The organism is Kaistia granuli DSM 23481, from assembly GCF_000380505.1.
GTDB classification, from domain to species: domain Bacteria; phylum Pseudomonadota; class Alphaproteobacteria; order Rhizobiales; family Kaistiaceae; genus Kaistia; species Kaistia granuli.
On the sequence record NZ_AQYH01000008.1, the window covers coordinates 194,813 to 209,382 of the forward strand.

The following is a 14,570-nucleotide window of genomic DNA, read 5'->3' on the forward strand; positions in this document are numbered from 1 at the left end:
GCCGCCTCTAGGATTTAACGGCGGATATGCGAGCGCGACGGACGTGAACCGTCTGGCGCGACGCGTCCACCCAGACGGAGAACAGCATGGCGACCAAGGTTCAGGAAAACGAAGAAGCGCAGGACGCGCAGGCCGAGCCGCAGGACGGTCCGCTTCTGGACCTCTCGGATGCCGCCGTCAAGCGGATGATCAAGGTCGCCAAAAAGCGCGGCTTTGTCACCTATGAGGAGCTGAATTCCGTCCTGCCATCCGAGCAGGTCGGTTCGGAGCAGATCGAAGACATCCTGTCGATGCTCTCCGAAATGGGCATCAATGTGATCGAGGCCGACGAGGTCGAGGAAGCGGAAGAACCGACCGCCGCCGACGCCGAGGAAGAGGCCGGCGAGCTCGCCGAATCGACCGGCACCGCCGTTGCCCGTTCGTCGACCACCAAGGAACCGACCGACCGTACCGACGATCCCGTCCGCATGTATCTGCGCGAGATGGGCTCGGTCGAACTGCTGTCGCGCGAAGGCGAAATCGCCATCGCCAAGCGCATCGAGGCCGGGCGCGAGACCATGATCGCCGGGCTCTGCGAGAGCCCGCTCACCTTCCAGGCCATCATCATCTGGAAGGAGGAGCTGGCCGAAGGCAAGATCCTGCTGCGCGACATCATCGACCTCGAGGCGACCTATGCCGGTCCCGAGGCGAAGAACGCGCCGATGGCGGGTCCGGGCGGCGTGCCGTTCAGCGAAGGCGCCGACGACGAGGAAGCCGACGAGCCGAAGCCGCCGCAGCCCGACGGCGATTCCGACGACGAGGACGATCTCGAGAACAACATGTCGCTCGCCGCCATGGAGGCCGAGCTGAAGCCGAAGGTCGTCGAGACCTTCGACAACGTCGCCGAGAACTACAAGAAACTGCGCCGTCTGCAGGACCAGCTGGTCGAGGGCCGCCTCAAGAACGAGACGCTGTCGCCCTCGCAGGAGCGCCGCTACAAGAAGCTGAAGGATGACCTGATCCTTGAGGTCAAGTCGCTCTCGCTGAACCAGAACCGCATCGATTCGCTGGTCGAGCAGCTCTACGCGATCAACAAGAGCCTGGTGAGCTCGGAAGGCAGGCTGCTGCGCCTGGCCGAGAGCTACCGCGTCAGCCGCGAAGAATTCCTGCGCGAGTACCAGGGCTCCGAGCTCGATCCGAACTGGCTGCGTCGCGTCGCCAATCTCGGCGGCCGCGGCTGGAAGGACTTCGTCACCAACGGCAAGGACCGGATCCGCGAGCTGCGCAGCGAGATCCAGAACCTCGCCACCGAGACCGGTCTCGAGATCACCGAATATCGCCGCATCGTGCACATGGTGCAGAAGGGCGAGAAGGAAGCCCGCCAGGCCAAGAAGGAAATGGTCGAGGCGAACCTCCGCCTCGTCATCTCGATCGCCAAGAAGTACACGAACCGCGGCCTGCAGTTCCTCGACCTGATCCAGGAAGGCAATATCGGCCTGATGAAGGCCGTCGATAAGTTCGAATACCGCCGCGGCTACAAGTTCTCGACCTATGCGACCTGGTGGATCCGCCAGGCGATCACCCGTTCGATCGCCGACCAGGCGCGCACGATCCGCATTCCGGTCCACATGATCGAGACGATCAACAAGATCGTCCGCACCTCGCGCCAGATGCTGCACGAGATCGGCCGCGAGCCGACCCCGGAAGAACTGGCCGAGAAGCTGGCAATGCCGCTCGAAAAGGTCCGCAAGGTCCTGAAGATCGCCAAGGAGCCGATCTCGCTCGAAACGCCGATCGGCGACGAGGAGGATTCGCATCTCGGTGACTTCATCGAGGACAAGATGGCGATCCTGCCGATCGACGCGGCGATCCAGTCGAACCTGCGCGAGACGACCACGCGCGTTCTGGCTTCGCTCACCCCGCGTGAAGAGCGCGTGCTGCGCATGCGCTTCGGCATCGGCATGAACACCGATCACACGCTGGAAGAAGTCGGCCAGCAGTTCTCGGTGACCCGCGAACGTATCCGCCAGATCGAGGCGAAGGCGCTCCGCAAGCTCAAGCACCCGAGCCGCTCGCGCAAGCTGCGCTCGTTCCTGGACAACTAGTCCGGACCGGTTCGTTTCTTCAAGAGGGCGGCTTCGGCCGCCCTTTTTCGTTCCAGGATCTAGCGCGGCGGAGCCACGACGAGGCCGACGACGCGACGAACCACCGGCAGCACGGCCAAGAGGGTTGGAAACGCCACCAGCCAGGAGAGCCCCCAGGCGACCGGCCAGGTCGACAGGAATTCGGCCGACAGGCCGAGGCTCCGCAGCGTGGAAATGGCAGAGACCACGAAGGTCATGATCACCGACAGCACGAAGGGCATGACGATGGCAGCATAGCGCGCCGGCAGCCGAAAGCGGGCGGCGGTAGAGCGGATAGTCATATGTGTCGTCTCGAGAAAGGTTCGTCGGTCGTCATGGGCAACTTGTTCGCATCGCTCCGGTACCGAGAACCGGGTTGGATGCGTTGCCTGACGTGAGACGCTTACGGCACGGCCACCAGGGCCAGCGCCGGTTTCCTATCAGGATCCCGCCATCCGGGCCAGCCCTCCAGCACAGACCAGCCATGCAGCAGCACCCTCCCAGGCCGTGCTCGCCCGCCGTCCGGCTCGCGAGAACGGTGCTTTTGCCCTAGAATGGCGTCATGAACGTGCGCAACCCCGAAGGCAGCCGGCACGAGACATTGAAGCTCGAAATCATGCTTCGCTGGGGGCGCCAGCATCCGGCCGATACCGTCTTCATTCCCGAGACGACGTTCCGCCTGTCCGATGACACGTTTCTCGAACCGGACTTCCTCGTCTTTCGGCGTTCGGTAGCCATTCGCGACCTGCGGTCTGGCCTCGCCCTGCTCGCCGTCGAAATTTCCGACAGCTCGCTTGGCTTCGACCTCGGCCCCAAGGCGCTGGTCTACGCCCATTTCGGCATTCGCGAGCTCTGGGTGATCGACGCGATCACCAATGCGATCCATGTCCATCGCGAGCCGACGGACGGGCGCTATGCCTCGATCACGCCCTGGAGCGCCGACGATCTCGTCGTGCCGGCCTTCGCGCCGTCGCAATTCGCGCTGCGGCTCGCCGATCTCGACCTCGGCGAGGGATCGCGCTAAGCCTCGGACACGGACACCAATCAGAAGGTCATTCCATGTCATTCCTGAAGAAGCTTTTCGGCGGCGGTGGCAGCTCGGAGGCTGTCGAAGCCAAGGGCGAGGCGACCGAATACAAGGGCCACAACATCCGCCCGGCCCCCTATTCGGAAGGCGGCCAGTACAAGACGGCCGGCTATATCGAGAAGACGATCGACGGCGTCGAGAAGTCCTACCGGTTCGTGCGCGTCGATTCGCATGCGAGTCGCGACGCCGCCGCCGAATTCGCCGTCATCAAGGGCAAGCAGATCATCGACGAACAGGGCGACCGGATCTACGACGCCAGCTGATCGGGCATGGCCAGACCCGGATAGAAAAAGCCGACCGCGATGACGCGGCCGGCTTTTTCATTTTGGCGAGGTGGTGTGCGCTACTGGGCGCAGCTGCCGTCCGGCTGGAGTGCGCCTTCGGGACAATCGCCACCGCGCTCAGGCTGCTCGCGCCGCTCGGGCTGACGCTGCTCCTGCTGGGGCTCTGGCTGGCCCTGCTCCTGCCTCTGCGGCTCGCGCTGGCGGCGCGGACGCTCCTGCTGCGGCTCCGGCTGCTCGCGCTGCTCCTGCTGGCGCGGCGGTTCCTGCTGCTCCTGCCGGGGCTGCTCCTGTTCCTGCCGCTGCCGCTCCTGGCGACGCTGACGCGGCGCTTCCTCGGCGGGCGGGGCGTCCGGCTCCGCCTGGGGCTCAGCCTGCGGCCGCTTGCGGCGCGGCGGTTCGGCCTGCTCCTGCGGCCGGTCTTCCGGCTGCGGCTCGGCCGCCGGCTGCTCGGCACGCGGCGGCGCCTCCTCGGCGGGCTTCGCCGGGCGCTTCTTGCGCGGCGGCTCGGGCTGCGCTTCCGGCTGGGCCGGTCCGGGTGCCGGCTTCGCCTCGGGGGCTGGCTTGGCCTCCTCCGCGGGCTTCGCCGGACGCTCCTTGCGGGGCGTCTCGGCCTTGGGCGGCTCGTCCCGCGGCGCCGGTGTCGCTTCCGGTGCAGGCTTCGCCTCAGGCTCAGGCTTCACTTCAGGCTTGGCCTCGGGCTTCGGCTCGGGCTTGGCTTCCTGCTCCGGCTTGGCCTCCGGCTCGGGCTTGGCTTCCGAGGCCGGCTTGGTTTCGGGGGCCGGCTTGGCTTCGGGAGCCGGCTGCTCGGCGGCAGGCTTCTCCTCGACCGGCCTGGCCGGACGATCCCCACGCGGCCGCTCGCCCTGCTGGCCGTCCGGCTGGCCCGGCTTCGGCTCCTGCCCGCGATCCGGGCGGTTCGGCCGCTCGGGCTGGCTAGAGTCAACCGGCGGCGGGTTGCCATCGGTCGGCCGCGCCGGCTCGGCCGGCTGCGGATTGGCCTCGACCTTCTTCAGCACCTCTTCCGCCTTGGCGGCGCGCTCCCGGCGGATGCGCTCCTGCTCGGCCTGGCGCTGCGCCGCCGCCTTCTTGTTGGCGGCGTCGATCTCGGCGGCGCGTGCTTCCGACTGCTTGCGCTGCTGTTCGATCAGGCTCGCCTTCTCGGCCTTCAGCTTGTCGATCTCCGCCTGCATGCGGTCGCGCTGCTGCGGCTGGTCGCGGTCCCGGTCGCGGCGCAGGTCGCGCCGCTCGCCGGGATCGAGCACCGAGAGCAGCGCCGCCGAGACGACGCCGGCGATCGCCGCGTTCGGATCGGGCTCGACATACTGGTCGATCATGGTGCGATCGCCGCGCGGCACGTCGCGGTCGTACCGGTCCGGCCGCCGATCGAAGCGCTGGTTGTCGATGCGCGGACGGAACACGCCGATGCGGCCGCCACGATCGTCGTCGAAGATGTCGCTCTGGTCGTCGACATAGACGACCTCGCGACCGGGCCGGTCGCGCCGGCGGACCGGCTCGTTGAAGTAGCGACCATCCTCGTAGCGCGGGCGACGCACGTCGCGCGCCTCGCCGAGATAGCGGCCGACATCGCGCACCGGCGCGGCGCGGCGGCCGATGTCGTCATCGTCGAAATAGCGCTCGTCGACGAAGACCCAGCTCTCCGAGACCGGCGGGTCGTAGCGGCGCGGCTGTCCATAGGCATAGCCCGGCCGGTCGGGCGCGATCGGCGCCCAGCCGACCTGGCCACCGCCGACGCGGAACGTCGCCCAGGCCGGCGACCAGGTGTCGCCCGGGATCCAGTACCAGCCATAGTCGGGGTCATAGTCCCAGCGGCCGTAGTGGTAGGTCGCCCAGCCGAACGGCTCGCTCGATTCCCAGTACCAGCCATAGTCGTCGGTCCAGGTCCAGCGGCCTTCCTGGAACGGCCGCCAGCCGGCGCCGCGGCGCTTCGGCACGAAGACATAGCCGTAGTCGTCATTCTCGACCCAGCGGCCATGAGGCGCCAGTTCGTCGAAGAAATAGTCGATGTCGCCGGAAGGACGGCTGGCGCGCGGGCGGCTGGAAACGGGCTGCGGACGCGGCTTGGACGAGGGCTGCACGGCCTGGACGGGCCGCGGGCGCGGCGTCGGCGGCAGGACCTGCGCCTCGGCGACCTGCTGCGGCGGCAGCGTCTCGGCCGCCGCCGTGCCGTCTTCCTCGGCCGCCTGGTCGTAATCGTCCATGTCGGTCGTGTTGGCGGCCGGCTCCTGCTCGCTGCCCTCGACAACGGCCGCTGCCTTCGGCCGCAATTCGAGCTTATACGGAACCTCGACGACACCGGTGACGACGGCGGCCCCCGCCACCACGACGCCGCCGGCGAGCGCCGCTCCGATCAGTCCCAGAAACTTCATCGCTACCTTCCCGTCGTTTCCGCGCCATCACGACGCGGTCCGAACCGAATCAATGCCAATCCCTTGGCCGTTATCCCGATATCATCCGGGGAAAGCGGCAAGGGCGAGGCCCAATCAAGGCGCATCAAGCGGCCGATTCGCCTCGTTCCTTCCCTTCTCAATCGATCCCGGCGCCTGAACGTTCCCTGAATGCCGCACCCCGCGACGGATTGGCGTCGTGGCGCAGAGATGCCATCCTGCCGCCGCAACGGGACCATGGGAGACGGACGGCGGATGTCGGCGGAACGATCGAGGACGGCGACCGGCCATCCGGCGGGTGCGAGGATTGGCCGCCTGCTGGCGCTGGCGCTGGCGCTGCTGCCGGGAATTCTGCTTGCCGGCGCGGCTTCGGCGGAGGCGACGCAGCTCGCGCCCTACAAGGACGATCTGTTCCGGTACGGCAAGGTTCTGGAGACACGCGCCGACGGCGCCTTCCGCATCGTCGACTATGACGAGATGCGCGACATCAACGGCCGCGACGAGGTGCCGGAGCGCAGGGCGCAGCGAAAATACGTGTCGCTGAAGGCCAAGCGCGTCGAGGACCACCTGACCTACAAGGCGGGCGGGCGCACGCTCAAATATGTCGGCGCCGGCGCCACCAAGGGCCGCGCCAGCCTGATCGTCCTCTATCTGCACGGCCAGAACGGCACCCGGTTCCAGGGCGCCGACGACTGGACCTTCGGCGGCAATTTCAACCGCGTGAAGAACATGACCGTCGCCGCCGGCGGCGCCTATCTGTCGCCCGATTTCAGCGATTTCGAAGGCGGAGGCACGGCCGAGATCAAGGCGTTGATGCAGGAATACGCCGGCCGCTCGCCCGGCGCGCCGATCTTCGTCGCCTGCGGCTCCTATGGCGGCAAATTGTGCTGGTCGCTGGCGCGCGATCCGGAAGCGGCCTCGATGATCTCCGGCCTGATCCTGCTCGGCTCGCTCAACGACCCCGGTTTCCTGAAGACGGCGGCGATGAAGCAAGGCGGGCGCAAGATCCCGATCTTCATCGGCCATGGCAGCCGCGACCCGATCATCGACTGGAAGTTGCAGCAGGCCTTCTTCGACCAGGTGCGCAAGAAGTCGCCCGGCTACCCGATCCGGTTCGTGCTGTTCCAGAACGGCAACCACGGCACGCCGATCCGCATGACCGACTGGCGCGAGACGCTGAACTGGATGCTGGCCACGAGCGGCAACTGACCCGCCACAGTAGCGGAACGCACCCTCCTAGGCGTTCGTGTCCTGGCGTCGCGAGGCCTCGTCCTGCGCCATATGCGCGGCGAGAATCGCCTCGATGCGCTCGAGAATCGTATGCAATTCGCCGCTACGCAGCTGCTCGAACTTGTCGTGCAGCGCCATGATCTCGACCTCGGCCTTGAGGTTCACCTCATAGTCGTGCTGCGCCGCCAGCCGGTCCTTATCGGCCTGCCGGTTCTGCGACATCATGATGACCGGCGCCTGCAGCGCCGCCACCATCGACAGGACGAGATTGAGAAAGACATAGGGATAGGCGTCGAAAGCGCCGCCCCAGCTCGCCAGCAGGAACGAGTTCAGGACCACCCAGGCGGCGATGACCAGCCCAAAGGCGATGATGAAGCCCCAGGAACCGCCGATCGCGGCGACGCGGTCGGCCAGGCGATCGCCGAAGGAGAGCTGGCTGTCGAACTCGGCGTTGATGTTGCGCGCCACATGCGTGCGGGTCGCCACCTTCTCCAGCAATCTGCGGTCGCCCGCCGACAGCGCTTCCGTGCCGTTGGCGAGCAGCCGTTCACACAATTCGCGGATGGCCGCGTCGGACATGCGTCCTCAGATCGAGCCTTGGAAGGTGTTGCACTGGTTCAGATCGCCGGTCTGGTAGCCGCGATTGAACCAGGTCTTGCGTTGTTCCGAGGTGCCGTGGGTGAAGCTTTCCGGCACGACGACGCCCTGGGTGCGCTTCTGGATCGCGTCGTCGCCGATCTGGGTGGCGGCGTTGAGCGCCTCGTCGATGTCGCCGGCTTCCAGCATGCCCTTCTGGTCGGTACGATTGGCCCAGACGCCGGCATAGCAATCCGCCTGCAGCTCGACCTTGACGGAGAGCGCGTTGGCGTCCTCGCGGCTCATGTTCCGCCGCATCTCGTTGAACTTCGGCAGGATGCCGGTGAGATCCTGGATGTGATGGCCAACCTCATGCGCGATGACATAGGCCTGCGCCATGTCGCCCGGCGCACCGAAGCGCCGCTTCAGCTCGTCATAGAAGGCGAGATCGATATAGACCTTCTTGTCGAGCGGACAGTAGAACGGTCCCGAGGCCGAACTGGCGCTGCCGCAGGCGGAGCGTGTCATGCCGGTGAACAGCACCAGCGGCGTCGGCTGGTAGGTCTCGCCGGCCGACTTGAAGATGTCGTCCCAGACGTCCTCGGTGCTGCCCAGGACCTTGGCGACGAAGGCCTTGCCCTCGTCGTCGATGCCGGGACCGGCCTGCGATGGCGCGGGCTGCTGATAGCTCTGGTCCTGCGTGATGTCGCCGCCGCCCGTCACCATGGCGAGCATCTGCAGCGGGTTGATGCCGAACACCAGCCAGCCGATGCCAACGATGACGGCGATCGTCACCAGCGAACCGCCCTTGAGGGGAATGCCGCGCCCGCCCATGCCGGCGGGCCGGAAGCCGCCGCCAAGGCCTCCCGAATTGCCGCCGCGCCGGTCTTCAACATTCTCGCTTTCGCGCTGACCACCAAGCCGCATCCGCCCTACTCCATTGTTGCCTCGGCCGATGCCAGCCGGACAGAACCTGTTTTGACGAAACTAGTCCCGCAGGTGTCGCACCGCCAGTCTCTCTAACGTGACGAAGGCACAGACAGTTGCCCGCAGGGGTTCCCCCACCCCGCCTTTTCCCCTATAAGGCCGCTCTAGCCTTACACGCCCCCTGCTTGATGGCCCGCGCGGATCACCGCGTCGGGTTTTTTGCTACGCGCGAGACGAAATTGCCGAAACGTACAGACATCAAATCGATCCTGATCATTGGAGCTGGCCCGATCATCATCGGTCAGGCTTGCGAGTTCGACTATTCCGGCACCCAGGCCTGCAAGGCTCTGAAGGATGAAGGGTATCGAATCATCCTCGTGAACTCCAATCCGGCAACGATCATGACCGATCCGGATCTGGCGCACGCAACCTACATCGAGCCGATCACGCCGGAGATCGTCGCCAAGATCATCGAGAAGGAGCGCCCCGACGCGCTGCTCCCGACGATGGGCGGCCAGACGGCGCTGAACTGCGCGCTGTCGCTGAAGAAGATGGGCGTGCTTGACAAGTTCAACGTCGAGATGATCGGCGCCACGGCCGAGGCGATCGACAAGGCCGAGGACCGCGAGCGGTTCCGCGACGCGATGACGAAGATCGGGCTGGAGACGCCGCGCTCGCGCCTCGCCCATTCGCTCGCCGAGGCCCTGCCCGCGCTGGAAGAGATCGGGCTGCCGGTGATCATCCGTCCGTCCTTCACGCTGGGCGGCACCGGTGGCGGCATCGCCTACACGCGCGAGGAATTCATCGAGATCGTCGAAAGCGGTGTCGATGCCTCTCCGACCGACGAAGTGCTGATCGAGGAATCGGTGCTCGGCTGGAAGGAGTATGAGATGGAGGTTGTCCGCGACAAGAAGGACAACTGCATCATCATCTGCTCGATCGAGAACATCGATCCGATGGGCGTCCACACCGGCGATTCGATCACCGTCGCGCCGGCGCTGACGCTGACCGACAAGGAATACCAGATCATGCGCGACGCCTCGTTGGCGGTTCTGCGCGAGATCGGCGTCGAGACGGGCGGCTCGAACGTGCAGTTCGCCGTCAACCCGGCCGACGGCCGCCTGATCGTCATCGAGATGAACCCGCGCGTGTCGCGCTCGTCCGCTCTGGCATCGAAGGCGACCGGCTTCCCGATCGCCAAGGTCGCGGCGAAGCTCGCCGTCGGCTACACGCTCGACGAGCTCGAGAACGACATCACCGGCGGCGCCACACCGGCCTCGTTCGAGCCGACGATCGACTATGTCGTCACCAAGATCCCGCGTTTCGCCTTCGAGAAGTTCCCGGGCGCCTCGCCGGTGCTGACCACCGCGATGAAGTCGGTCGGCGAAGTGATGGCGATCGGCCGCACCTTCCAGGAATCGCTTCAGAAGGCGCTGCGCGGCCTCGAAACGGGTCTCTCGGGCCTCGACGAGATCGAGATCCCCGGCCTCGGCCAGGGCGACGACAGCAATGCGATCCGCGCCGCCATCGGCACGCCGACGCCGGACCGCCTGCTCAAGGCGGCCCAGGCGATGCGCCTCGGCATCTCCGTCGAGCAGGTGCATGAGATCTGCAAGATCGACCCGTGGTTCCTCAAGGAAATCAAGGGCATCCTCGACACCGAGCTGAAGGTCCGCATGCATGGCCTGCCGAAGACGGCGGGCGCGTTCCGCCGCCTCAAGGCGATGGGCTTCTCGGACCAGCGTCTCGCCAACCTGACCGGCCAGAACGACAGCGACGTAAAGGCGCTGCGCACCTCGCTCGGCGTGCACCCGGTCTACAAGCGCATCGACACCTGCGCGGCCGAGTTCGCCTCGCCGACGCCCTACATGTACTCGACCTACGAGGCGCCGTTCACCGGCGCGCCGGTGAGCGAGGCCGAGCCCTCGGCCGCCAAGAAGGTCATCATCCTCGGCGGCGGTCCGAACCGCATCGGCCAGGGCATCGAGTTCGACTATTGCTGCTGCCATGCCGCCTTCGCGCTGAAGGATGCCGGCTATGAAGCGATCATGGTCAACTGCAACCCGGAAACCGTCTCGACCGACTACGACACGTCGGACCGGCTCTATTTCGAGCCGCTGACGGCCGAGGACGTGCTGGAGATCATCCGCGTCGAGCAGTCCAACGGCACGCTGCACGGCGTCATCGTCCAGTTCGGCGGCCAGACGCCGCTGAAGCTCGCCGCCGCCCTCGAAGAGGCCGGCGTGCCGATCCTCGGCACCTCGCCCGACGCCATCGACCTGGCCGAGGACCGCGACCGCTTCTCGAAGCTGCTCGTGAAGCTCGGCATCCGCCAGCCCAAGAACGGCATCGCCTATTCGGTCGAGCAGGCCCGCCTGGTCGTCTCCGATCTCGGCTACCCGCTGGTCGTGCGTCCGTCCTACGTGCTCGGCGGCCGCGCGATGCAGATCATCCGCGACGACGACACGCTGTCGGATTACCTGCTCGGCACGCTGCCGGAGCTGGTGCCGGCCGAGGTCAAGGTTCGCTACCCGAACGACAAGACCGGCCAGATCAATACGCTGCTCGGCAAGAACCCGCTGCTGTTCGACCGCTATCTCTCCGATGCGATCGAAGTCGACGTCGACGCGCTCTCCGACGGCAAGTCGGTGTTCGTCGCCGGCATCATGGAGCACATCGAAGAGGCCGGCATCCATTCGGGCGACAGCGCCTGCTCGCTGCCGCCGCATTCGCTCTCGGCCGAGATGATCGCTGTGCTCGAGGAGCAGACCCGCAAGCTCGCGCTGGCGCTCGAGGTCGGCGGCCTGATGAACGTCCAGTACGCGATCAAGGACGGCGACATCTACGTGCTCGAAGTGAACCCGCGCGCCTCGCGCACGGTGCCCTTCGTCGCCAAGACGATCGGCCTGCCGGTCGCCAAGATCGCCGCCCGCGTCATGGCCGGCGAGAGCCTCGAGAGCTTCGACCTGAAGTCGGGTCGCCGCGATCACATCGCGGTCAAGGAAGCCGTGTTCCCGTTCGCCCGCTTCCCCGGTGTCGACACGCTGCTCGGCCCGGAAATGCGTTCGACCGGCGAGGTCATGGGCCTCGACTACGACTACGAGGTCGCCTTCGCCAAGTCGCAGCTCGGCGCCGGCAGCGCGCTGCCGACCGCCGGAACCGTATTCGTCTCGATGCGGGATTCGGACAAGGCCGGCATCGTCGAGCCGATGCGCCGTCTCGAGGGTCTCGGCTTCAAGATCATCGCGACCAGCGGCACGCAGCGCTTCCTGGCCGAGAACGGCATCGCCTGCACCAAGATCAACAAGGTGCTGGAAGGCCGTCCGCATATCGTCGACGCCATCAAGAACGGCGAAGTGAAGCTGGTCTTCAACACGACCGAGGGCGCTCGCGCGCTCGGCGACAGCCGCTCGATGCGTCGCGCCGCCCTGCTGCACAAGGTGCCGTACTACACGACGCTCTCCGGGGCGATCGCGGCGTCGCTCGGCATTGAGGCCTATGCGACCGGCACCCTGGAAGTTCGGCCCCTGCAGGCCTATTTTCAGCCGGCCTGATCCGTTACGGGCCGGTAGACGGCCCGTAACCGTCCCTCTTGCGCTCGTCGCAATCGTGGACGACACTTAAAGGCTCTATTTGCCGGATAGGCATGCGGGTGGGGCGAACGGCCGGATCGTGGCGGCCAGATTTCCCCATTCGGATTTCAAACTCAGGAAGCTGGTGCTCCAGGGCACCGGCGCCTGAATTATTGTGCCCCGGACCTGTTTCGTCCCGGGGTCAAGAAGGAAGAAAAGGCCAGAAAGACCATGGAAAAGGTTCCGATGACCGTTGCGGGTCATGCGGCTCTCGAAGTGGAGCTGAAGCGTCTGACCTCCGAAGAGCGCCCGCGCATCATTGCGGCGATCTCGGAAGCGCGCGCACATGGCGACCTCTCGGAGAACGCCGAATATCACTCGGCCAAGGAAGCCCAGAGCCATAATGAGGGCCGCATCGCGGAACTCGAGGACAAGCTTTCGCGCGCCGAGATTATCGACGTCACCAAGCTGTCCGGCGAGAGGATCAAGTTCGGCGCCACCGTCAAGCTGGTCGACGAGGATACCGAGGAAGAGAAGACCTACCAGATCGTCGGCGATCTCGAAGCCGACGTCCGCTCGGGCCGCATCTCGATCTCATCGCCGATCGCCCGCGCGCTGATCGGCAAGGGCCCCGGCGACACGGTCGCCGTCACCGCGCCTGGCGGCGAGCGCTCCTACGAAGTGCTTGAGGTCGCCTTCCGCTAGGATGACATCGCCTCGCCAGGCCAGGAGCCGACGCGAGGGCTGATTCTTCGAAAACACCGGGCTTCCTCGAAGTCCGGTGTTTTTTTGTTCGCCTGCCGAAGTTTTGGGACATCCGAAACCCTGAAGACACGCTCCGAAAAAATCGTCACGGCAGCCAATCCAGCCAGAGCATCCGGGGACAACCAAGTCTTGTCGCCAATATTTCACCTCCATAAGGTAAATAGAGCAACCACGGCTCGCACGAGCTCGATCGGTAAGCCTTCTGGATAGACGATGCCCGTGAATTCGAACCGCCCCCGACTGTCTGCCATCATCATCACCAAGAATGAGGTGAAAGACCTCCCTGCTTGCCTCGCCTCGCTGGCCTTCTGCGACGAGATCGTCGTCGTCGACAGCGGCTCGACCGACGGCACCCTCGAGATCGCCGAACGGGTGGCGTCGCGCGTCATCGTGCGGGCCGACTGGGCCGGCTTCGGACGCCAGAAGCAGCGCGCCCTGGACGCGGCGACCGGTGACTGGGTTCTCTCAATCGACGCCGATGAAGTGATTCCGCCGGAGCTCGCACTGGAGATCCGGACAGCGATCGAGAGCGAGACGCATGTTGGCTATCGCCTCAATCGTCTGAACGCATTTCTCGGCAAGTTCATGCACAGTGGCGGCTGGACTCCGGACCGCCCATTGCGCGTCGTGCGCCGGGACGCGGCCCGCTTCAGTGAAGATGTCGTCCACGAAATTCTCATCGTCGACGGCACGATCGGCGACCTGCCGACGCCGATGCCGCATTTGTCCTATCGCGACTTTGACGAGGTGCTGGACAAGCTGCGACGCTACGCACTCGCCGGCGCGGAGCAACGCCGCAATAGCGGCCGCGGCGGCAGCGTGGGCAAGGCAATCATCCGTTCGATCACGACCTTCCTGAAGCTCTATATCGGCAAGCGCGGCTTCCTCGACGGCCAACACGGCTTCGTCGCCGCCGTCGCCAGCTCCCAGGAGATCTTCTGGCGCTATCTCGCCGCCGGCTGGAACCGCTGAGGCCCGGCCTCAGTCGATCGGGACCAGCGGCTCGTCCTTGATGCGGCGGATGGTCAGCGTGGTGCGGACGCTGGCAACATTGGCGGCCGCCGTCAGTTCCTCGACAAAGGCCTGAAACGCCTTCAGCGTCGGCGCGACGCATTTCAGGATGAAATCCGCCTCGCCCGACAGCATGTAGCATTCGCGCACGATCGACCAGTCACGTACCCGGGCGCCGAACGCGGTCAGATCCGCCTCGGCCTGGCTCGACAACCCGATCATGGCGAAAGCGGTGACGTCGTAGCCAAGCGCCCCCTCATCGACCAGGGCGCGATAGCCCTCGATGATGCCCGCCTCTTCCAGAGCGCGCATACGCCGCAGGCAGGGGGGCGCCGAGATGCCGGCCCGGCGGGCGAGCTCGACATTGGTGATGCGACCGTCAGCCTGCAATTCCTTCAGGATCTTCCAGTCGATCGCGTCTAAACGGGCTTTCACTCGGGCCTCACGGTTAGGGTCTGAACTCAATTGGACCAGGGCAGCACTCGATGGGAACCGGGTCAGAGCCTCTAACAGGAAAGAAAGCCGGGGATGCCGGTCGGCAATCGGGTATTGGAGTCTGGCCGAATTGCCATGATTCGGAAACAATTGTTCGCGAGAACGCACAGGATCGC

The 14,570-nt window shown here is 65.8% G+C and carries 12 protein-coding genes; 7 read left to right on the forward strand and 5 right to left on the reverse strand.

Going from position 1 to position 14,570, the window contains the following annotated elements:
* Window positions 1-86 precede the first annotated feature (86 nt).
* On the forward strand, window positions 87-2,084 hold the full coding sequence (rpoD, locus tag G342_RS0113235; protein ID WP_018183632.1) for an RNA polymerase sigma factor RpoD: 1,998 nt from the start codon (window positions 87-89) through the stop codon (window positions 2,082-2,084).
* Between the two features lie 59 nt (window positions 2,085-2,143).
* On the opposite strand, the gene G342_RS0113240 is transcribed toward rpoD, so the two are convergent.
* Window positions 2,144-2,404 carry a DUF2798 domain-containing protein gene (locus tag G342_RS0113240; protein WP_018183633.1) on the reverse strand — a complete coding sequence of 87 codons (261 nt, stop codon included), beginning with the start codon at window positions 2,402-2,404 and terminating at the stop codon, window positions 2,144-2,146.
* A 260-nt stretch (window positions 2,405-2,664) separates the two neighbouring features.
* On the opposite strand from G342_RS0113240, the gene G342_RS24115 reads away from it, so the two are divergent.
* Together G342_RS24115 and G342_RS0113250 are read left to right on the forward strand one after the other, a co-directional pair.
* Window positions 2,665-3,126 (forward strand): Uma2 family endonuclease, encoded by a 462-nt coding sequence (locus tag G342_RS24115; RefSeq protein WP_018183634.1) that lies wholly within the window; start codon window positions 2,665-2,667, stop codon window positions 3,124-3,126.
* A gap of 35 nt (window positions 3,127-3,161) precedes the next feature.
* Window positions 3,162-3,452, forward strand: coding sequence for an HlyU family transcriptional regulator (locus G342_RS0113250; RefSeq protein ID WP_018183635.1), 291 nt, complete (start codon window positions 3,162-3,164; stop codon window positions 3,450-3,452).
* A gap of 80 nt (window positions 3,453-3,532) precedes the next feature.
* Here the strand turns inward: G342_RS0113250 and G342_RS25320 are convergent, their stop codons facing one another.
* The gene (locus G342_RS25320; protein WP_018183636.1) at window positions 3,533-5,860 is read right to left on the reverse strand and encodes a DUF6600 domain-containing protein; all 2,328 of its coding nucleotides are present in this window, start codon (window positions 5,858-5,860) and stop codon (window positions 3,533-3,535) included.
* A 273-nt stretch (window positions 5,861-6,133) separates the two neighbouring features.
* Between G342_RS25320 and G342_RS0113260 the strand changes: the two genes are divergently transcribed.
* Window positions 6,134-7,087 (forward strand): alpha/beta hydrolase, encoded by a 954-nt coding sequence (locus tag G342_RS0113260; protein ID WP_018183637.1) that lies wholly within the window; start codon window positions 6,134-6,136, stop codon window positions 7,085-7,087.
* 27 nt (window positions 7,088-7,114) lie between these two features.
* Here the strand turns inward: G342_RS0113260 and G342_RS0113265 are convergent, their stop codons facing one another.
* A complete protein-coding gene (locus tag G342_RS0113265; protein WP_018183638.1) occupies window positions 7,115-7,687 on the reverse strand; it encodes a DUF1003 domain-containing protein in 573 nt (190 codons plus the stop codon).
* 6 nt (window positions 7,688-7,693) lie between these two features.
* Complete coding sequence (ypfJ, locus tag G342_RS0113270) at window positions 7,694-8,611, reverse strand: KPN_02809 family neutral zinc metallopeptidase (protein WP_018183639.1); 918 nt, start codon at window positions 8,609-8,611, stop codon at window positions 7,694-7,696.
* Between the two features lie 239 nt (window positions 8,612-8,850).
* Between ypfJ and carB the strand changes: the two genes are divergently transcribed.
* From carB to G342_RS0113285, 3 genes are all read left to right on the forward strand, one after another.
* On the forward strand, window positions 8,851-12,165 hold the full coding sequence (carB, locus tag G342_RS0113275) for a carbamoyl-phosphate synthase large subunit (protein WP_018183640.1): 3,315 nt from the start codon (window positions 8,851-8,853) through the stop codon (window positions 12,163-12,165).
* A 249-nt stretch (window positions 12,166-12,414) separates the two neighbouring features.
* Window positions 12,415-12,888, forward strand: a complete 474-nt coding sequence (gene greA, locus G342_RS0113280) for a transcription elongation factor GreA (RefSeq protein WP_018183641.1) — start codon at window positions 12,415-12,417, stop codon at window positions 12,886-12,888.
* Window positions 12,889-13,161: 273 nt separating this feature from the next.
* Window positions 13,162-13,920, forward strand: a complete 759-nt coding sequence (locus G342_RS0113285) for a glycosyltransferase family 2 protein (RefSeq protein ID WP_018183642.1) — start codon at window positions 13,162-13,164, stop codon at window positions 13,918-13,920.
* Window positions 13,921-13,929: 9 nt separating this feature from the next.
* On the opposite strand, the gene G342_RS0113290 is transcribed toward G342_RS0113285, so the two are convergent.
* Window positions 13,930-14,394, reverse strand: coding sequence for an Lrp/AsnC family transcriptional regulator (locus tag G342_RS0113290; protein ID WP_018183643.1), 465 nt, complete (start codon window positions 14,392-14,394; stop codon window positions 13,930-13,932).
* Window positions 14,395-14,570: the final 176 nt, after the last annotated feature.